Genomic DNA, 19553 nt, shown 5'->3' on the forward strand with positions numbered 1-19553 from the left:
CTGGCATGGTTTATGGGTTTGGAACCTTCGACACTGACACCTATTTCCCGGCTGTGGTTCAGGGCCATCGCGGTAATAACAACGCGGTCTGTACTGGCCAGGATGCCGCCAAGTTGACCCAGAACAACCAGGCGAAAATCACGGGCACTGCAGGTGCTGCATTGAATTTCTGCGACTCGAACCAGGGTTCCGGCATGCCGTCGGATGGTTGTGACAACGCCAATGGTTCTCGCCGGCTCTGCTCCATCAGCGACCGTTCCATCCGAGGGGTGTCTACGTCGGGTGGTAACAGCTTCCTGAGCAGTTCCGGCGGCGATGGTAGCGTGGGGTACTGTAACGCGGGGCAACAGTTGACCATGGGCAGTACCAGCCAATATCAGTTCGGTGAGATCAGTCTCTACAGTGCCTGCACCCTGACCTTCTCCAGTGCTCGCCAGGAGTATCGGCTCAAGAGCCTCGCCATAGGAGGAGGTGCCAAGGTCATTCTGCCTGCCGGGGATTACTGGATTGGCAGCTTGACTATCAACCAGGGAGGGGTGATTGAAACACAGGGCGCCGTGCGTATTTTTGTAAATGAGCAAGCCGCGTTGAACGATGGACGCCTCAATCCGGACAACCTGGGGTCCGTGCTGCTGTTTGGCTATGCCGATATCAATTTGAATGGGAATAGTCTTATCAATGGCCTGGTGTATTCGGATAAGTCTCTGAGCATGAATGGCTCCAGCGTCATCAACGGCAGAACAACCAGCCGTTCCCTGTTCATGACAGGCTCCACGGCGATCAACGACAAGCTGTCACCGCCGGTCAATGCCCTGATCGATCACTTCGAATTTGACCACAGCGGCAATGCTCTGACCTGCAACCCCGAGACGGTGGTCATCAAGGCCTGTGCCGATGCGAGCTGTTCCCTGCTCGTCACCGGGCAGGTCAGCGCAGCCCTTAGCCTCACCCCCGATACCGCCAGCAATGGCTGGGTGGGGGGCAATCAGCTGACCTTCAGCGGGGGCTCGACCACGGCACGGCTGCACAACAACACGGCGGGCACGGTGACCATGGGCGTGGCCAGCTCGACGCCAGCATTCCAGCACCCGACCCTGTGCCGGGCGGGGGGCGGGGCGCTCAGTACCGCCGCTTGCACCTTGAGCTTTGCCGACAGCGGCTTTGTGTTCAATGTGCTGGATACCGATGCCAACAAGCCACAGGATGTGGTGATCAGCGCAGTCAAGAAAGACGATGTTACCAAGCAGTGCGTTCCCGGTTTTGCCAATGTGAGCAAGCCGGTCCGCTTCTGGAGCGACTATATCAGCCCGGCGAGCAACACCTTCGGCAGCAAGGTGACCGTGAACGGTACGGCCATCGCCACCTCGCAAGGGGCGGCCACCGTCAGCAATCTGAGATTCGATGGCAAGGGTGAGACAACTCTTACCGTGAATTACCCGGATGCGGGTCAGATGCGGCTCAACGCCCGCCACGATGGCAGCGGCGATACGGCGGGGCTGGTGATGACGGGCTCGGATCTGTTCGTCAGTCGTCCGGTGGGGCTCTGCATCACCCCTGCCCAGGGGATCTGCGAGGCAGGGAATGCCAGTTGCCCGGTGTTCAAGAAGACCGGCGAGGCATTCCAGCTGGATATCAAAGGGGTGGCCTGGCAGGCCGACAATGACACCGACTTTTGCAGTGGCAATCTGGCGACCCCCAACTTCGTGCTGGCCAATATTGCCCTCGGCAGCACGTTGGTGGCCCCCAAACCCGGGGTGGAGGCGGCGATAGGTACGCCCCGCTATGACCATTCCAATGTGAAGGGCAGCAATAACCTCAACGTCATCAGTCAATCGGTCAGCGAGGTCGGGGTGTTCCGGATGACGGCGACGCCACCGGCAGCAGGTTATTTCAACTACACCATACCCCCCGCCAGCAGCGTGCCGGTGGGGCGCTTTATTCCGGTGGATTTCAATCTGGTCAGCGGCGACATCCTGCCTGCCTGCGGTGATTTCTCCTATATGGGGCAACCCTTCAATACCGAGTTGCACATTCAGGCCCGCAATCAGTTTGGCGAGACAACCCAAAACTATTGGGGGGACTTCGCCAAGGGGAATGCCTATCTGACCACGGCCAACAACAGCGATGGGGTCTCGCTCTCTGCCCGGCTACGTAGCCTGGGGGATCTGCCCTGGGAGGCGGGGAAGGCCGACTTCATCGGGCCGACCGAGTTTGTGAGGCTGTCCGATACCCAGCCCGATGGCCCCTATCGCGCGCTGCTGTTTGGTCTCTATATGCAGGACGGCGATGGCGAAAGGACCCTGATCGCCGCCCCGGATTTCAATGCCCAGCAGGTGGGGCCCTGCAGCGGGTCGGGCTGCAATGCCCGGCTGATAGATAACCGGCCCATGGAGGCCTATTTCGGCCGGATACAGGCCGGTACGGTGCAGGGGGTCGCTTCGGCGCCGCTGACGGTGCCGCTGGAGCTGCAATATCATGAAGCGGGCAGCTGGCACAGGCAGTGGGCTGACCAATGCACTCGGCTCTCTCTGCTGGATGAAGGGGTCGTGTTTACCGATAGCAGTCAGCACTTCGATGCAGGGAGCGGGGATCTTGACCTGGGGTCCAACGTCAAGATCCGGCTCGGACTGGGCGAAACGGCGCCGGGAGCCATGACGGCGATGGCCCACGAGGGTGAGATAGGTTTCCAGTTTGCCGCCCCGGAGAGAGCGGTGCGCATTCCTTTCCGTATCGATCTGAGCCAGCAGCCCGAGTCAGAACTGCAGCCAGGACGGCGGCCGCTCTGGCTTTCCGACCCTGATAGTCTGGATGGCATGGCGATTTTCGGGATTGGTCGCGGTAATGACAGAATTATTTATCGCCGGGAAGTGATGCCCTGAAATGGATATGCGGGCGAGGATCAGGGCTGTTTGGCATGAGTGCGCGGCTTATCTCCTTGTTTCTTAGTGTTTGTCGGCTTGGGCCAGTGAGTGATGACTCGCATTTTTGTCGCGCTTGATTGATTGGTGACAGTTTGAGCGCTTGCCGATTGGGGTGGGCATTGGTAAAGTTAGCCGGTTTTCCGCACCTCCAAATTCTTAGGATTTCCCGTAGCCATGTTCAAAAAGCTCAGAGGCGTCTTTTCCAACGATCTGTCGATCGACTTGGGAACTGCCAACACCCTGATCTACGTAAAAGATCAAGGGATCGTCCTTAACGAACCCTCAGTTGTCGCCATTCGCCAAGAGCGCGGGAACGCCAAATCGGTCGCTGCCGTCGGTCATGCCGCCAAGCAGATGCTGGGCCGTACCCCAGGCAACATCTCCGCCATCCGTCCGATGAAAGACGGCGTCATCGCCGACTTCTACGTGACCGAGAAGATGTTGCAGCACTTCATCAAACAAGTGCATGACAACAACTATTTCCGCCCCAGCCCCCGTGTGCTGGTGTGCGTACCCTGCGGCTCCACTCAGGTAGAGCGTCGCGCCATCAAGGAATCCGCACTGGGCGCCGGCGCCCGTGAGGTTTACCTGATCGATGAACCCATGGCTGCCGCCATCGGTGCCGGCTTGCCGGTCTCCGAAGCGACCGGCTCCATGGTGGTCGATATCGGTGGTGGTACCACTGAAGTGGCCATCATCTCTCTGAATGGCGTGGTTTACTCCCAGTCCGTGCGGATCGGTGGTGACAAGTTTGACGAAGCCATCATCAGCTACGTGCGCCGCAACTATGGCAGCCTGATCGGTGAAGCCACCGCCGAGCGCATCAAGCACGAGATAGGCTCCGCCTACCCGGGCGAAGAGGTGCGCGAGATCGAAGTCCGCGGTCGTAACCTGGCTGAAGGGGTACCGCGCAGCTTCACCCTGAACTCCAACGAGATCCTGGAAGCGCTGCAAGAGCCGCTGTCCGGTATCGTCTCCGCGGTCATGGTGGCCCTGGAGCAGTCCCCGCCGGAACTGGCGTCCGACATCTCCGAGCGCGGCATGGTGCTGACCGGTGGTGGCGCGCTGCTCAAGGACATCGACCGTCTGCTGATGGAAGAGACTGGCATTCCGGTCGTCGTGGCTGAAGATCCCCTCACCTGTGTCGCCCGTGGCGGCGGCAAGGCGCTGGAGCTGATCGACATGCACGGTGGCGACCTGTTCCACTACGAATAAGACCCAAAGCCGGCCGAGCGCCGGCTCTTTTTTGACGACACATGAAACCCATTTTTGGTAGAGGCCCTTCGCTTCAGTTACGGTTGTTTCTCGCCGTCATCATCTCGGTTGCTGCCATCGTTGCGGATTCCCGCTTCGGTGTGTTCACGCACGTCCGCGTCTATCTGAGCTCCCTGGTCAGCCCGCTGCAATATATCGCCAATGCCCCCAGCTCCCTGCTCGACACCATGTCGACCCAGGTGCAGACCCGATCCAGTCTCATCGAACAGACCAAGCAGCAAGAACAGCAGTTGTTCACTCTGCGTTCCCGTCTGCTCAAGCTGGATCATCTGGAGCATGAGAATCAGCGGCTGCGGGAATTGCTTGGCTCTCCCGTGCATAACGAGTCCCGCAAGATGGTGGCCGAGCTGCTGTCGGTGGATTCCGACCCCTTCAGCCATCAGGTGCTGATCAACAAGGGGGCACTGGATGGCGTCTATAACGGCCAGCCGGTGATCAACGATCAGGGGGTGATCGGTCAGGTGCTGCACGTGGGCTCGACCACCAGTCGGGTGCTGCTCATCACCGATACCAGCCACGGCATTCCGGTACGGGTGCTGCGCAATGATCTGCGCGCCATCGCCTCCGGCAGCGGCGAGCTGGACAAGCTGGAGCTGCGCAACCTGCCGCGCAATACCGACGTCCAGGTTGGTGATCTGCTGGTCACCTCGGGTCTGGGTGGCCGCTTCCCGGAAGGTTATCCGGTGGCGACCGTGACCCGCTCCGACTATGTGGAGGGCAAGCCCTTCGCCCAGATAGAGGCCAAGCCGCTGGTGGCGCTGGACAGATTGCGTTACCTCTTGCTGCTCTGGACTGACAAGAAGCCCGAAGTCCACGACGAAGAGGCCGCTGCGCCCGCGACCTCGGCCGCGGGGGCGACCCGCTGATGCTGGAACCCGCTAGCGGGCGACTCTGGATCTGGGTCTCGGTCATGTTGGCCCTGAGCCTCTCCATCATGCCGCTCCCTTTTCAGTTCGAGCCTTTCCGGCCGGACTGGCTCGCCATGGTACTCATTTACTGGGCGCTGGCCTTGCCCCACAGGGCCAATGTCGGCACCGCCTGGGTGGCCGGTCTGCTGCTGGATGTGCTGCTGGGCAGCACCCTGGGTGTGCGGGCCATGGCCATGGCCATCACCACCTATCTGGCTGCCTTCCAGTTCCAGAAGATCCGCAACTTCTCCCTCTGGCAGCAAGCCCTCATCATAGGTCTGCTCTCCCTGGTGGGTAAGGTCGCCATCTTCTGGTCCGAGCATCTGTTTGGTCGTGCCAGCCTCAATCTGGCCTATTTCTGGTCCACCCTCTCCACGATGTTAATATGGCCTTGGGTGTTTCTGGTGCTGCGCAAAGTGCGCCGCCGCTTTAATATCAAGTGATTATGAGCAAACATAACGAACTGCAACTCTATCTCGCCTCTGGCTCTCCCCGTCGCAGGGAACTGCTGACCCAACTCGCTTACCGCTTTGAGGTACTCAGGCTGGATGTGCCGGAACAGCGTCTCGAGGGTGAGAAGCCCCAGGATTACGTCTGCCGCCTCGCCCGTGACAAGGCGATGGCCGGTGTGGCAGCGGCCCCGACCGCATTGCCGGTGCTGGGTGCCGACACCATAGTGGTGCTGGGGGATCGGGTGCTGGAGAAGCCCTCCGACCTGCTCGATGCCAAAGACATGCTGGAAGCACTCTCCGGTCGGGTGCATCAGGTGATGACGGCGGTGGCCCTGGCGACGAAAGAGCGTTGTGACGTGCGACTGGTGACCACCAATGTGGCCTTTCGCAAGCTGGATGAGAGCGAGATTGAGGCCTATTGGCGCACCGGTGAGCCCTGTGACAAGGCCGGGGCTTATGGTATCCAAGGGATAGCTGGCAAGTTTGTCAGCCGCATCGAGGGCAGTTACAGCGCCGTGGTCGGCCTGCCCTTGCTGGAGACGGATCTGTTGATCAAGGCACATCTGGAACAGGCGGGCTGAGTCTCTCTCCGCGTTTACCCTGTTACCTCCGCCCCTGTTCCTGATGGGCTGCCCAGAATTCAAAACTAGAACAGACAAGGTAACTTATGTCGGTAGAACTGCTGGTAAACGTCACTCCCTCAGAGACCCGGGTCGCCTTGGTCGAGAATGGCCTGCTGCAAGAAGTGCACGTAGAGCGCCAGGCCAAGCGTGGCATAGTGGGCAACATCTACAAGGGCAAGATCAGCCGGGTGCTGCCTGGCATGCAGGCGGCCTTCGTCGACATCGGCATGGACAAGGCCGCCTTCCTGCACGCCTCCGACATAGTGCCCCACACCGAGTGCGTGGCGGTCAAGGAGAAGGAGCAGTTCCAGGCGGGCAACATCGCCGAGCTGGTCCGTCAGGGGCAGGACATCATGGTGCAGGTGGTCAAAGATCCCCTGGGCACCAAGGGCGCCCGTCTCACCACCGACATCACCCTGCCGTCCCGTTATCTGGTATTTATGCCGGGCAGCGCCCACGTCGGTGTCTCCCAGCGGATCGAATCCGAGGCCGAACGTGAGCGCCTCAAGCGCACCGTGGCCGGCTATGTGGACGATCTGGGCGGCTACATCATCCGCACCGCCGCCGAAGGGGTGGGGGAGCAGGAACTCGAGCAGGATGCCGCCTTCCTGAAACGGCTGTGGCGCAAGATCCTGGAGCGCAAACACAAGTACCCCCCCTGCAAGATCCTCTATGAAGATCCCAGCCTCGCCTTTCGGGTGGTGCGTGACTTCGTCGGTGCCGAGCTCGACAAGATCCGGGTCGATTCCAGGCAGAGCTTCGAGGCGCTCAAACGCTTCACCGAGGAGTATGTGCCCGAGCTTGCCAGCAAGCTGGAGTCCTATGCGGGGGAGTCGCCCATCTTCGATCTCTATGACGTGGAGAACGAGATCCAGCGCGCCCTGGAGCGCAAGGTGGAGCTGAAATCCGGCGGCTACCTCATCATCGACCAGACCGAAGCCATGACCACGGTGGACATCAACACCGGCGCCTTCGTCGGCCACCGCAATCTGGAAGAGACCATCTTCAACACCAACGTCGAGGCCACCGCCGCCATCGCCCGTCATCTGCGGCTGCGCAACCTGGGCGGCATCATCATCATCGACTTCATCGACATGCAGTCCGAGGATCACAGGCGCCGGGTGCTGCACAGCCTGGAGCTGGCCCTGGCCAAAGACAGGGCCAAGACCAACGTCAACGGCTTCTCCCAGCTCGGCCTGGTGGAGATGACCCGCAAGCGCACCCGGGAGAGCCTGGAGCATGTGCTCTGCTCCGAGTGCCCCGAGTGCAAGGGGCGCGGCCGGGTCAAGACGGTGGAGTCGGTCTGCTTCGAGATCCTGCGGGAGATCATCCGCGTCAACCGTGCCTACGATGCGGATCAGTTCACCGTCTATTCGGCCCCTGCCGTGGCGGACTATCTGCGCGGGGAGGAGTCCCACAGCCTGGCCGAGCTGGAGGTGTTCATCGGCAAGCAGGTGCGACTCATCAGCGAGCCGCTCTGTGGTCAGGAACAGTTTGATGTGGTGATGATGTAGTGATCCACCGCTGGTTGAGTCGGGGCTGGCTGGCCCTCGGAGTCTGCTTCGTGCTGCTGGCGCTGCTGGTCAGCCTGGTGCGCCTTGGCGGCCCCTTGATCAACCAGCATCGCCAGGCCCTGCTCGATCATCTGCTCGCGGGCAGCCAGCTGGAGGCCAGCGTCGACGCCGTCGGCCTGGACTGGACCCAGAGCGGCCCCGCCTTGGCCCTGACCAACTTCACCATAGCCCCGGATTCGGGGCGTTTTGCCATTCGCCTCGGCAAAGTCTGGGCTCACCTCGATTTCTGGCAATCTCTGCAGCGGCTGAGGCCCGTGTTTGGCGAGTTGCAACTGAGCGATGGCGATATCCACCTTGATCTGAGCCAGCCCGCCGTGGAGCAGAAAGAGAAGCCCCATGACCAGCAGCGGGCCCTGCTGCGTTTCTTGCTGACCCAGCTCGACACCTTCGATGTGCACAACACCCGCGTCAGCATCACCACTGCCCTGGGCGCGGTGCGGGCGCTGGATGTGGCCAACTTGCGCTGGCGCAACAGCGGCAAGCGCCACCAGGGGGTGGGCAAGGCGTATCTGGTCAACGGGGTGGGGGATAGCACCCTGGATCTGATCCTGGATGTCACCAACCCGGCACGCAGCTTCGACAGGCTGGAGGGGCAGCTCTACCTTGGCGCCAAGCAGCTCGATCTGGGCCCGCTGCTGGCCCGCATCCATACCGGTGAACCCAAGGTTGACGGCCAGCTCGACTTCCAGCTCTGGAGCCGCTTCGCCGGTGGCCAGATTGGCGACTCCCTGCTCGCGTTTGGTAACAACTACCTCATCTGGAAAGATCCCAAACAGGGCGAGACGCACCATCTGGGTCTGCAGGGCGGTAAAGTGCAGCTGCGTCGGGACGGGGATGACTGGCAACTGGCCAGCCACGAAATGACCTTCAAGCTCGACGGCAAACCCTGGCTGCGCAGCAGGTTGCAACTCGAGCGCATCGGCGACCGGATCCAGGGTTATGTGCCCGCCGTGGATCTCAAGCAGGCGGCCAGCCTGAGCCAGCTGGTCTCTGGCCTCTACCCCGCGTTGACCGAGACCCTCAAGCAGACCCAGCCCGAGGGGGAGATCAAGGAGCTGTTTTTGCAGGCCGCCGGAGATTGGCAGGGACTCTCGCTGCGGGGGGATCTCGCTCACCTCAAACTCAAGGCGTGGCGGGATGTGCCCGGCGTGCAGGATCTGAACGGCGAGTTCTGGCTCACTCCGACCGGCGGCAGCGCCCGACTGCGGATGAGCAAGGACAAGCTGGACCCGGCCCGTCACTTCAAGCGCGTCATCCCAATCGATGATTTCTCGGCCCGCCTCGACTGGTGGCGCGATCCGGAGGGTTGGGTGCTCTACGGTCAGGATATTCTCCTCGATAACCCTGACTTGAGCCTGAGCAGCCGTTTTCGACTCGATTTGTTCGAACACCCCTTCTTGGCCCTGACCGGCCATGTTGACGTCAAGAATGCGGCCCACGCCGATGGCTACTTCCCCCTCGCCGTGATGGGCAAGAGCCTGGTCGATTACCTGAGCGCTGCCATTCAGGGCGGTCAGGCCAAGGGGGCCGACCTGCTCTGGTACGGCGAGTTCAAGGACTTCCCTTATGCCAAGGGAGAGGGCATCTTCCAGGCGGCCGTGCCCCTCGAGAGGGCGCGCTTCCAGTTCGATCCCGGCTGGCAGCCTCTCACCGACTTGCAGATAGACTTGCTGTTCCAGAATGCCAGCCTGGATATGCGCAGCCACGCTACCCGGCTCGGCAAGGCGGGATCGGACGATGTCCATGCCTGGATCCCGGATCTCTACCCCGGTGCCCATCTCTACATAGACGCCAAGGTGGCGGGGGAAGGCAAGGCCATCAGCGACTACCTGCAAGCCTCGCCCCTGAAGGACTCGGTCGGTCAGGCCCTGGGCGAGCTGGAGGTGCGCGGCCCGCTCAAGGGGACGGTCAAGCTCGACATTCCCCTGGATGGCAAGGGGGAGGTCAAGGCCGAGGGCCACGCAGATTTCGATGGCAACAAGGTGCGGGTCGCCTCCCTGAACTTGCCTCTGGAGCAGGTGCAGGGCCGCCTCGAGTATGACAATGCCCAGACCCGCTTCAAGGGGCTCAAGGCCAGACTCTGGGACCAGCCCCTGACTCTGGATTATCACGGCAGGCAGCAGCCTGGGGTCTATAAGGTTGACCTTGATTTCAAAGGGAATTGGGACAGCGCCCGCCAGCCAAAGCAGATAGGCGACCTGGCCATCTTGCGAGGACGCAGCAACTGGCGCGGCAAGCTGGCGCTGAACCTGCCAGGGGGTAAACCCTTTAACTTCCAGCTCGGACTCGATTCGGATCTGCAGGGCATGGCCCTGGAGTTGCCTGCCCCCCTCAACAAGGCGGCTGGGGCGCGCCAACCCCTTAACGTCACGGTACGAGGGCAGAGCGGGGTGGCCGAAATCCATGGCGCCCTGGGCACAGATGTCGCGCTGCAAAGTAGCCTGGTCTATGGCGAAGCCAGCCCCTATCTGAGCCGCTTGCGGCTGGACGTGGGCGGCGCCGGTGGCAGGGCGCTGCGCGACAAGCCCATGCTGATCGCCATCAACCAGCCCAATGCCGATGTGGCAGGCTGGCTTGCCAAGCTCAATCGCTGGTTACCGGAGCACGGAGACCAGGGCCCGGCCCTGGTGGGGCCAGCCTTCTTGCCGTCAGATTGGTGGGTGGATGGCCAGCTGGCACAGGCGAGTCTGGGCAGTGCCCTGCTCAAGGCCGTGCACTTCACGGTCGGGCCCGTCGCCGGGGCGACCGAGGTGATGATCGACAGCCCCGATGTGATGGGGGTAGTGCGACTCCCCCTGGCGGACAGTCAGCCGGTCGATGCCCAGTTTGCCCGCATTCACTGGTCCGGCAATAGCCAGGACTTGCGACCCGGTGCCGATGCCAGTCAAGACAGGGCCATCATGGACGCCATGCCCTGGCTCAGGTTCAGCTGCCTGGATTGCCGTTTTGGCAGCTTGCCCCTGGGAGCGGTCAAGGGAGAGCTGGTGCCAGCCCCCGGCAAGGTAAGCCTCAAGGGGCTCGACATGCGACTGGCGAACAGCCAGCTCAGCGGCAGTGCCGACTGGATAGTGAGTGCCAGCGGCATGCAGACCCAGGCCCGGCTGGACATCAACAGCAAAAACAGCGAGCTGCTGCTCAAGCGGCTCGGTTACACCTCCCCCATCGGCGATGCGCCCGCCAAGGCCAAGGCGAGCCTCAGCTGGCAGGATGTCCCTTATCGACTCAACCTGGCAAGCCTGAACGGCACGGCCGAGTACCAGCTGGAAGGCGGCACCCTGCGTGAGGTGAACGACAAGGGCGCCCGGCTGCTCTCTCTGCTCAGTCTGGATTCGATCCTGCGCAAGCTGCGCCTCGATTTTCGCGACGTGTTCGACAAGGGCTTCTATTTTGAGTCCATGTCCGCCACCGCCAAGATCGACAAGGGCATAGTGCACAACAATGACTTCTACATGAAGGGCGCCGCGGGTAATCTCAGAGGCGAAGGGGTGCTGGATCTGGTCCGTTGGCACATCGATTATGAGCTGAGTTTTTCCCCCAACCTGGGGGGCACCCTGCCGGTGGTGGCGGCCTTCTCGTTGACCCCCATCACAGGGCTCTACGTGTTGGCGCTCTCCAAGCTGCTCGAGCCCGTGGTGGACGTCATCACCCGCATCGATTTTCGGGTCTCAGGGCCCATCGACGATCCCAGGCTTATCGAGGCGGGACGGGACAGGGCCATGATCAAGCTCAATCAGGATCAGAAGCAGGCGGTGGAGCAGGTAGCGCCAACCCTGCCCCCCAACGAGGTGAGCCCCTTCCTGCTCAACCCCAAGCATGATGGCCCGTCCCAGCGTTGAGACCCCATCCGGATGATGAACAAGGAGTGAGTCATGTGGCTATGCGCAATGCAGTTGATCTCGGGACGACACTGGGCCGATAACAGGGCGCAGATTGCCAGCTTGCTGGCCGATCTCCCCCCGGCGCGCCCCTTGCTGGTGCTGCTGCCGGAGAACTTCGCCCTGTTTGGCGAGCGGCAGGGTTATCTCGATGGGGCAGAATGCCTTGGCGAGGGGCCCATTCAGTCCCAGTTGGCCCGCTGGGCTCAGGAGCATGGCATCTGGCTGGTGGCTGGCGCCATGCCGACCCGGATCCCGGGCTCGAGCCATATCCACACCAGCTCCCTGGTGTTCGATCCGGCGGGGGCCCGCCGAGGTCACTATCACAAGATCCATCTGTTCGATGTGGATGTGGCGGACAACCATGGCCGCTACCGGGAGTCCGAGACCTTCAGCCCGGGTCAGGAGGTCAGCCTGACTGACTCGCCCTTTGGCCCCCTCGGCCTCTCTATCTGTTATGATCTGCGCTTTCCCGAGCTCTATCGTCGGCTGAGCGCCCAGGGGGCCCGGGTGTTGCTGGTGCCTGCCGCCTTTACCGCCGTGACCGGCGAGGCGCACTGGGAGCCGCTGCTGCGGGCCCGCGCCATCGAGAACCAGTGTTATGTGGTGGCGGCCAATCAGGGCGGCAGCCACGAGACGGGCCGCCAGACCTGGGGCCATAGCATGATCATCGATCCCTGGGGGCGGGTGTTGGCCTGCCAGGATGCGGGCCCCGCCACAGTGCTGGTGAAGATGGATCCCGGGCTTGTCGACGAATTGAAACGCACCATGCCCGTGCTGCAACACGCCCGCTTGCTCTGATGGTGTGGTGAAGAGGTGAAGAACTAAAACGCAGTCGTTTGCCGATAGTGCACCACGCCCGGTTGCTTGATTGACGTAGGGTGCAACAAGCGAAGCGCATTGCACCTGTGTCTATGTTTGGGTTGGCGATGCAGTTCACTTTGTTCATTGCACCCTACGAATACGAACTTGTCACCGGGCCACACCGGATGAATTCACCGTTACGACGTCTCGCATCGAGAGTGGAGAGAAAGATTGAGTCTATTGAATCAGGTGAGTGCCTCCCTGCTGGCGCCCAATGGGCTGGATGAAGGCCGCTTGCAACAGCTGCTCGGCAGCCTGATGAGCCACCAGGTGGAATTTGGCGATCTCTATTTCCAGCGCAGCTGGCATGAGTCCTGGATGCTGGAAGATGGCATCGTCAAAGACGGCAGTTACAACATCGACCAGGGGGTCGGGGTACGTGCCGTCAGCGGAGAGAAGACCGGCTTCGCCTACTCCGATGAGCTGAGTCTGCGCGCTTTGGAGCAATCCGTGACCGCCGCCCGTGGCATCGCCGCCGCAGGCAGTCAGGGCAAGGTGAAGGCCTGGGCCCGAACCTCGGCCAACCTGCTCTATCCCGCCCTGGATCCTTTGCAGACCCTGGACAAGCACCAGAAGATTGCCCTGCTCGAGCAGATGGACAAGTTTGCCCGCAGTCTGGATCCGACGGTGACGCAGGTGATGGCCTCCATCAATGGGGTCTATGAAGAGATCCTGGTGGCGGCCACCGATGGCACCCTGGCCGCCGACATTCGCCCTCTGGTGCGCCTCTCGGTAACCGTGCTGGCGGAACGGGGCGAGCGCCGCGAACGGGGCAGCGCCGGGGGTGGTGGCCGCTTTGGTTATGACTGGTTCCTGGAACTCGATGGCCTTGAGAGCCGGGCTTTCGGCTTCGTGCGCGAAGCGGTACGCCAGGCGCTGGTCAATCTGGAGGCCATCGATGCCCCGGCCGGTACCATGCCGGTGGTGTTGGGTTCCGGTTGGCCCGGTGTGCTGCTGCACGAGGCGGTGGGCCACGGCCTGGAAGGGGACTTCAACCGCAAGGGATCCTCCGCTTTCGCCGGTCGTATCGGTGAGCAGGTCGCCTCCAAACACTGCACCATCGTCGATGATGGCACCCTGCAGGGGCGTCGCGGCTCTGTCACCATCGATGATGAAGGGGTTCCCGGCGGCTACAACATGCTGATCGAGAACGGGATCCTCAAGGGTTATCTGCAAGACAAGCAGAATGCCCGCCTGATGGGGGTCGCGCCGACGGGCAATGGCCGTCGTGAATCCTATGCCGCCCTGCCGATGCCCCGCATGACCAATACCTACATGCTGGCGGGTCAGTATGATCCGGCGGAGATCATCGCCTCGGTCAAGAAGGGCATCTATGCCCCCAACTTTGGCGGCGGCCAGGTGGATATCACCTCCGGCAAGTTCGTCTTCTCCGCCTCCGAGGCCTATCTCATCGAGGATGGCAGGATAACCACCCCCATCAAGGGGGCCACCCTGATTGGCAATGGCCCGGAAGCCATGAGCCAGGTCTCCATGGTGGGCCGGGATCTCGCGCTGGATCGCGGGGTTGGCGTCTGTGGCAAGGAGGGGCAGAGTGTGCCGGTTGGGGTCGGTCAGCCGACCCTCAAGCTGGATCAGCTCACTGTGGGCGGTACCCAGTAAGCCAGGATGCTGGCGCTCATGACCATAAAAAACCCCGGCTCAGGCCGGGGTTTTGCATTGGGTAACACTGACGATCATGGTTTGGCGGGTAGCCGCTCCGACAAGGGGGCGGGAGCCTGCTGGGCGGAGGGGGCCGAGTGGAATACCGGATCCTGGGCGACCTCCTTGATGCCGTTGATGCAAAATTGCATCCCCATGCAGACCAGCAAGAAGCCCATGATGCGGGTCATGGCATCGATGCCTGTCTCACCCAGCAGCTTGCAGACGGGATCCGCCAACTTGAGCACGGCCCAGCTGAACAGACTCATCAGGGCGAAGGCGACCACCACCCCGCCGTAGATGGGGAGGCGAGGAGTCTCTGTGGAGAGATCCGCAATCTGGGCGGCGCCACTGATCACCAGCGCCATGGTGCCAGGGCCGCACATGCTGGGCATGGTAAGCGGCACGAAGGCAATGCTCTGGTTGGTGTCCGTCTCACCGGCCTGGGGCGGGGCCGGAAACAGCATGCGAAAACCGATGAAGCCAATGATGAGGCCGCCGGCCAGGCGCAGTCCCGGTATGGAGATACCGAACAAGTCGAGGATGGAAGAGCCGATGAAGAAGCTGACGCAGAGGGTGGCAAACAGATAGATGGCCGCGAGATTGATCTGGCGGCGTACATGCTCCCGGGACATGCCCTTGCTCAGACCCAGCAGCAGGGTCGCCGTGGTCGGCGGGTTTACCATGGGCAACAGGGCCAGCAGGGTCAGCAGTACAACCTGAAAAAACATGAGTAGCCTCGTTAGGATGGTGGTGGCGCGGGACGAAATGGCCTGCCCCGGCATCAGAAGTGCTTATATTATGCCGCTTTCGCTCGACGGACACAGTATAAAGAAGCCCCGCCATGGCGGGGCTTCTGCCGTTCTCTAGGAGGCTTTATGCGACCTGGGGCGCACTCTGACGCGCGCTGCGATCTCGTAGCCAGAGGAAGAGGCCGAGCAGGAAACCCAGGAGTGACAGGGCCACCACATAGTGGGAAGGAGCCAGCACGTCATTCTTCATCCAGAGGGTGACCAGCATGGGGGTCAGGCCGCCGAAGATGGCGTAGGCCACGTTGTAGGAGAACGACAGCCCGGAGAAGCGCACCACGGCCGGGAAGGCATTCACCATCACATAGGGGACAGCGCCGACAATGCCGACCGCGAAACCGACCAGGGTGTAGAGAGGGATCAGCTGTTCAGTCCCGCCCAGCAGACCGTGATAGAAGCTGTAGCTGGCTACCGCCAGCAGCAGGGAGCCCAGCATGAAGGTGGGGCCGCTGCCCAGGCTGTCGATGAGACGGCCATAGCAGATGCAGCCCAGAGTCAGGGCGACGATGGCCAGGGAGTTGGCTGACAGCGCATCGGCCGGACTGACCCCATGCAGCTTCTGCAGATAGGAGGGGGTCATCAGGATCACTACCACTATGCCGGCGGAGAGCAGCCAGGTCAGCAGCATGGAGATCACCACGCTGCCTTTGTGCTCACGCAGCACCGTCTTGAGCGGCAGTTCGGCGGCCAGGGCCTTGTTGGCCTGCATCTCGGCAAATACCGGGGTCTCGTGCAGCCAGCGGCGCAGGTACATGGCGACGATGCCGAACAGACCGCCAAGGACGAAGGCCAGGCGCCAACCCCAGTCGCTGACATCGCTCGGGCTCATACCGCGGTTGATGGCGGTGGCCACCAGAGAACCGAGCAGTATGCCCGCGGTCAGGCCGGCGGTGAGGGTGCCACAGGCGAGGCCAACCCGGCGGGCGGGCACGTGCTCGGCCACGAAGACCCAGGCCCCCGGCACTTCGCCGCCGATGGCGGCCCCTTGCAGGATCCGCAGCAGCAGCAACAGCAGCGGGGCTGCAATGCCGAGGGTGGCATAGGTAGGCAGCAAGCCGATCAACAGGGTCGGCAAGGCCATCAGCAGTATGCTCAGGGTGAACATGCGTTTGCGGCCGATGAGATCGCCAAAGTGCGCCATGATGATGCCGCCGAGAGGGCGGGCCAGGTAGCCAGCGGCGAAGATGCCGAAGGTCTGGAACTGGCGCAGCCACTCGGGGATATCGGGTGGGAAGAAGAGCTCGCCTATCACCACGGCGAAGAAGACGAAGATGATAAAGTCGTAGAATTCGAGGGCGCCGCCCAGCGCCGCCAGGCTCAGGGTCTTGTAATCCTGTCGGTTCAGTGGGCGGGTGTGGCCATCCGCATGCGTGGCTGTTGTCATATCCTTATGTTTCCCCATCATTTTTTTAGTTATTGTTCCCCGCTCACGGGGATACGCTCAGCCTCGAGAGTATGCTTTTGTGTCCCTAAGTGTAAATCGCACAATTTGCAATACAGTCTTGCAACCCCGTCTTGCCCATGAAGAGAGAAGCGAATGAACGAAATGGATAGGTCCCCTACGCAGGTTCTGCTCTCCTGGAGCAGTGGCAAGGACAGCGCCTGGGCCCTGCATCGACTGCGTCAGGATCCCGAGTTCGAGGTGGTGGGCCTGTTCTGCACCCTGAATCAGGCATTCGAACGGGTGGCCATGCATGGGGTGCGGCGCGAATTGCTGCAGCGCCAGGCGCAGTGCGTCGGCCTGCCGCTCACCGAGATCATGCTGCCCTGGCCGTGCAGCAACGAAGAGTATGCCCGCATCATGGGGGAATTTGTCGCCGGGGTGCGGGCTCGGGGCATCACCCACATGGCGTTTGGCGATCTCTTTTTGGAGGACGTCAGGGCCTATCGTGAGCAACAACTGGCCAGTTCGGGTATCACGGCGCTGTTCCCGCTCTGGGGCAGCGATACCCGTCTGCTGGCAAGGGAGATGATGGCAGCCGGGCTCAGGGCCTATATCAGCACGCTGGATCCGGGCAAGTTGCCTGCCAGTCTGGGGGGGCATGGTTTTGATGAGGCGCTGCTGGCGGCACTGCCTGCGGATGTGGATCCTTGTGGCGAGCGGGGGGAGTTTCACACTCTGGCGGTCGATGGCCCCATGTTCCTGCGGCCCCTCGAGATCCTGGTCGGTGAGACGGTGACCCGGGACGGCTTCGTGTTCACCGATCTGCTGCCCGCGGATGCCATCAACCCTCCGCCTGGCTAGTTGGCCCGAACGGGCTTGAAATGGAAAAAGGGCCGGATCCTGGCGGGATCCGGCCCTTTTTTCCATCCGGTCAGCGATTGGCGAAGGTGTTGCAACGACCAGGATCGCCGCTGTCAAAGCCGCGCTTGAACCACTCGAGGCGCTGGGCCGAGCTGCCATGGGTGAAGCTGTCTGGCACCACGCGTCCCTGGCCTTGCTGCTGCAGGCGATCGTCCCCAATGGCCTGGGCGGCATTGAGCGCCTCTTCCAGATCACCGCGCTCGAGTATCTGCTCGCGTTCCATCTGGTGTCCCCAGACCCCGGCGAAGCAGTCAGCCTGCAACTCCAGCCTGACCGACAGCTGGTTCTGTTGAACCTGGCTCAGCCCCTGCTGCTGTTGACGCACCTTGGTAGAGATGCCGAGCAGATTCTGGACGTGATGACCCACTTCATGAGCGACCACATAACCCTGGGCGAAGTCGCCATCGGCCCCCAGCTTGGTCTTCATGTCCTGATAGAAGGAGAGATCGATATAGACGGACTTGTCAGCCGGGCAGTAGAAGGGCCCCATCACCGACTGGCCCTGACCGCAACCGGTGCGAGTCGCGCCGCGATAGAGCACCAGCTTGGGGGGCTGATACTGGCTGCCGGATTTCTGGAAGATCTGCTCCCAGGTATCTTCCGTCGAGGCCAGCATCACCGAGGTGAAACGCGCCAGCTCGTCATTGGCGGGGGCTGTGCCCTGCTTGTCGGGGCTGGGTTGCTGCGACACCGACTGACTGGGATCAGTGCCATTGAGCAGCGGACTGAGATCCACCCCGTAGTAGCCGGCGACCATGACCACCACCAGCAGGATCAAGCGTCCCTTTCCGCCGATGGGCAGACCCCCCCCGCTGCCGCCCCCCTGCTGGCGGCGATCCTCGACATTGTTGCTCTCACGACGGTTTTGCCAGCGCATGTTCACATCTCCTCAATCCGGTGGGAGTAATGATAATGGTTGCGGGGGAATTCTACCTGGTTGCCGAGCGGATGCTCTCCTGGGCCTGGCTGACGCTTGGCCCAGGCAAGAGACTATTCGGCCCAGGGCATCTCGGGCAGACTGTCCAGGAACTGGCCATAGCGAACCAGGTTGAAGGGACCCTGATCAGCATCCATCGCCATCAGTTCGGCGCCGAGGGCACAGGCGATATATTGCAGCGCCTCTTCCCGGGCCATGCCCTTCATGGTGAGGCGCATCAGGGTCGCCTTGACCTGGAGCGGATTGCCCTCGGCCAGCTGGTTTTCCACTGTTTCCAGCAGGGTCTGTTCGTCGAAAAATTCGGTGGCATCTTGGTTATGGTCGGTCATGGTCTGGCTCTTGGTGCCCGGCGTGGGCATGGTGGAAAACAAGGGCCGCTATTATAGCCTGCCTGAGATGCCGAGTCCGGTCCGCGTGGCGAAACGCTCGTCAAGGGGCGGAATCGGCCAGCAGGAAACCCGATCCAGGCCCGGATTTCATGGCGTGGTGCTTGTCATCAACCCCTCTCGGGTGCAGGCTTGAAGGCCTCAATTTCTGCCTTCAAGCCACGAGAGAACCATGATCCACACCGATCGCCTGTCCCTGCGCGAACTCGATGCCAGTGATGCCCCCTTCATTCTTGAACTGCTCAATGATCCTGACTTTCATCGTTTCATCGGCGATCGCGGTGTGCGCGATCTGGCGGGGGCCGAGCAATACATTCAGCAGGGTCCCAGGGTCAGCTATGGCCAGCATGGCTTTGGCCTCTACCTGGTGGCGCGCAAGAGTGACGGGGCCAAGCTTGGCATCTGCGGGCTGGTCAAACGCGATACCCTGCCCTGCGAAGACATAGGTTATGCCTTCCTGCCCGCCTATCGCGGTCAGGGTTATGGCATAGAAGCGGCGAAGGCGGCCCTGCAGGATGGTCGGGAAAGGTTGGGGATTGTGCGGGTCATCGCCATCGTCACGCCGGGCAACCAGAGTTCACTGGCACTGCTGGCCAAGCTGGGATTGGTGCAACGTGGTCTGATCAGATTGAGCGAGGATGCTGACGAGTGCCTGCTGCTCGAGCCTGCCGGCTGAAAGTAGCAGATTCGATACGCAACAGGCCACCCCTGGGGGTGGCCTGTCTGTTTCGGCTGGCGGCTATATGAACCCGGTTAGTCGAGATCTTCGATGGAGAACTCGGCAGGGAAGCCGTCGCACTGGATGGCAAAGCCACCGCTGAAACGGGTATTGAACTGGATCAGGTAGCCGGGGCTCGGATCCATGGGTGGCAAGTTGATGGGCTTGCTACGACGCAGGGGTTTGTGTGTGTGTATGGCTTTCATCATGGTATTTCTCTATATAAATTAAGTGTTTGCTCCTTGTG

16 protein-coding genes are annotated in these 19553 nt (G+C 61.7%); 11 read left to right on the forward strand and 5 right to left on the reverse strand.

Annotated elements, in window-relative coordinates; translation table 11 throughout:
* Positions 1–5: 5 nt before the first annotated feature.
* From M2367_RS15895 to tldD, 9 genes are all read left to right on the forward strand, one after another.
* Positions 6–2879 carry a DUF6701 domain-containing protein gene (locus M2367_RS15895; RefSeq protein WP_259237244.1) on the forward strand — a complete coding sequence of 958 codons (2874 nt, stop codon included), beginning with the start codon at positions 6–8 and terminating at the stop codon, positions 2877–2879.
* A 216-nt stretch (positions 2880–3095) separates the two neighbouring features.
* Positions 3096–4136: a rod shape-determining protein gene (locus tag M2367_RS15900; protein WP_005308111.1), complete on the forward strand. Its 1041-nt coding sequence runs from the start codon at positions 3096–3098 to the stop codon at positions 4134–4136.
* Positions 4137–4177: 41 nt separating this feature from the next.
* Positions 4178–5062, forward strand: a complete 885-nt coding sequence (mreC, locus tag M2367_RS15905) for a rod shape-determining protein MreC (RefSeq protein WP_042044347.1) — start codon at positions 4178–4180, stop codon at positions 5060–5062.
* A complete protein-coding gene (gene mreD, locus M2367_RS15910; protein WP_042044346.1) occupies positions 5062–5547 on the forward strand; it encodes a rod shape-determining protein MreD in 486 nt (161 codons plus the stop codon). Before mreC ends, mreD begins: the two co-directional genes overlap by 1 nt.
* 2 nt (positions 5548–5549) lie before the next feature.
* On the forward strand, positions 5550–6137 hold the full coding sequence (locus M2367_RS15915; protein ID WP_042044345.1) for a nucleoside triphosphate pyrophosphatase: 588 nt from the start codon (positions 5550–5552) through the stop codon (positions 6135–6137).
* Between the two features lie 86 nt (positions 6138–6223).
* Positions 6224–7693, forward strand: coding sequence for a ribonuclease G (gene rng, locus M2367_RS15920; RefSeq protein WP_042044344.1), 1470 nt, complete (start codon positions 6224–6226; stop codon positions 7691–7693).
* Entirely contained in the window at positions 7693–11589 is a 3897-nt protein-coding gene (locus tag M2367_RS15925) for a YhdP family protein (protein ID WP_259237245.1), read from the forward strand. Before rng ends, M2367_RS15925 begins: the two co-directional genes overlap by 1 nt.
* A 33-nt stretch (positions 11590–11622) precedes the next feature.
* Complete coding sequence (locus M2367_RS15930; protein WP_259237246.1) at positions 11623–12429, forward strand: carbon-nitrogen hydrolase family protein; 807 nt, start codon at positions 11623–11625, stop codon at positions 12427–12429.
* 234 nt (positions 12430–12663) lie between these two features.
* Positions 12664–14112, forward strand: coding sequence for a metalloprotease TldD (gene tldD / locus M2367_RS15935; protein WP_259237247.1), 1449 nt, complete (start codon positions 12664–12666; stop codon positions 14110–14112).
* A 74-nt stretch (positions 14113–14186) separates the two neighbouring features.
* Here the strand turns inward: tldD and M2367_RS15940 are convergent, their stop codons facing one another.
* Together M2367_RS15940 and M2367_RS15945 are read right to left on the reverse strand one after the other, a co-directional pair.
* Positions 14187–14882: a MarC family NAAT transporter gene (locus M2367_RS15940; protein ID WP_042044340.1), complete on the reverse strand. Its 696-nt coding sequence runs from the start codon at positions 14880–14882 to the stop codon at positions 14187–14189.
* Between the two features lie 145 nt (positions 14883–15027).
* Positions 15028–16344 carry an MFS transporter gene (locus M2367_RS15945; protein WP_259237248.1) on the reverse strand — a complete coding sequence of 439 codons (1317 nt, stop codon included), beginning with the start codon at positions 16342–16344 and terminating at the stop codon, positions 15028–15030.
* Between the two features lie 153 nt (positions 16345–16497).
* On the opposite strand from M2367_RS15945, the gene M2367_RS15950 reads away from it, so the two are divergent.
* Positions 16498–17205 (forward strand): adenine nucleotide alpha hydrolase, encoded by a 708-nt coding sequence (locus M2367_RS15950; RefSeq protein ID WP_259237249.1) that lies wholly within the window; start codon positions 16498–16500, stop codon positions 17203–17205.
* Positions 17206–17275: 70 nt separating this feature from the next.
* Here the strand turns inward: M2367_RS15950 and M2367_RS15955 are convergent, their stop codons facing one another.
* Both M2367_RS15955 and M2367_RS15960 read right to left on the reverse strand, forming a co-directional pair.
* Positions 17276–18142, reverse strand: coding sequence for a neutral zinc metallopeptidase (locus M2367_RS15955; protein WP_259237250.1), 867 nt, complete (start codon positions 18140–18142; stop codon positions 17276–17278).
* 113 nt (positions 18143–18255) lie between these two features.
* Positions 18256–18531, reverse strand: a complete 276-nt coding sequence (locus tag M2367_RS15960) for a hypothetical protein (RefSeq protein ID WP_042044336.1) — start codon at positions 18529–18531, stop codon at positions 18256–18258.
* Between the two features lie 229 nt (positions 18532–18760).
* On the opposite strand from M2367_RS15960, the gene M2367_RS15965 reads away from it, so the two are divergent.
* Entirely contained in the window at positions 18761–19264 is a 504-nt protein-coding gene (locus M2367_RS15965; protein WP_042044335.1) for a GNAT family N-acetyltransferase, read from the forward strand.
* 77 nt (positions 19265–19341) lie between these two features.
* On the opposite strand, the gene M2367_RS15970 is transcribed toward M2367_RS15965, so the two are convergent.
* Positions 19342–19515, reverse strand: coding sequence for a hypothetical protein (locus M2367_RS15970; RefSeq protein WP_198135319.1), 174 nt, complete (start codon positions 19513–19515; stop codon positions 19342–19344).
* Positions 19516–19553: the final 38 nt, after the last annotated feature.

The sequence above is a fragment of the Aeromonas sp. BIGb0445 genome (genome assembly GCF_024809075.1).
Taxonomy (GTDB): domain Bacteria; phylum Pseudomonadota; class Gammaproteobacteria; order Enterobacterales; family Aeromonadaceae; genus Aeromonas; species Aeromonas rivuli.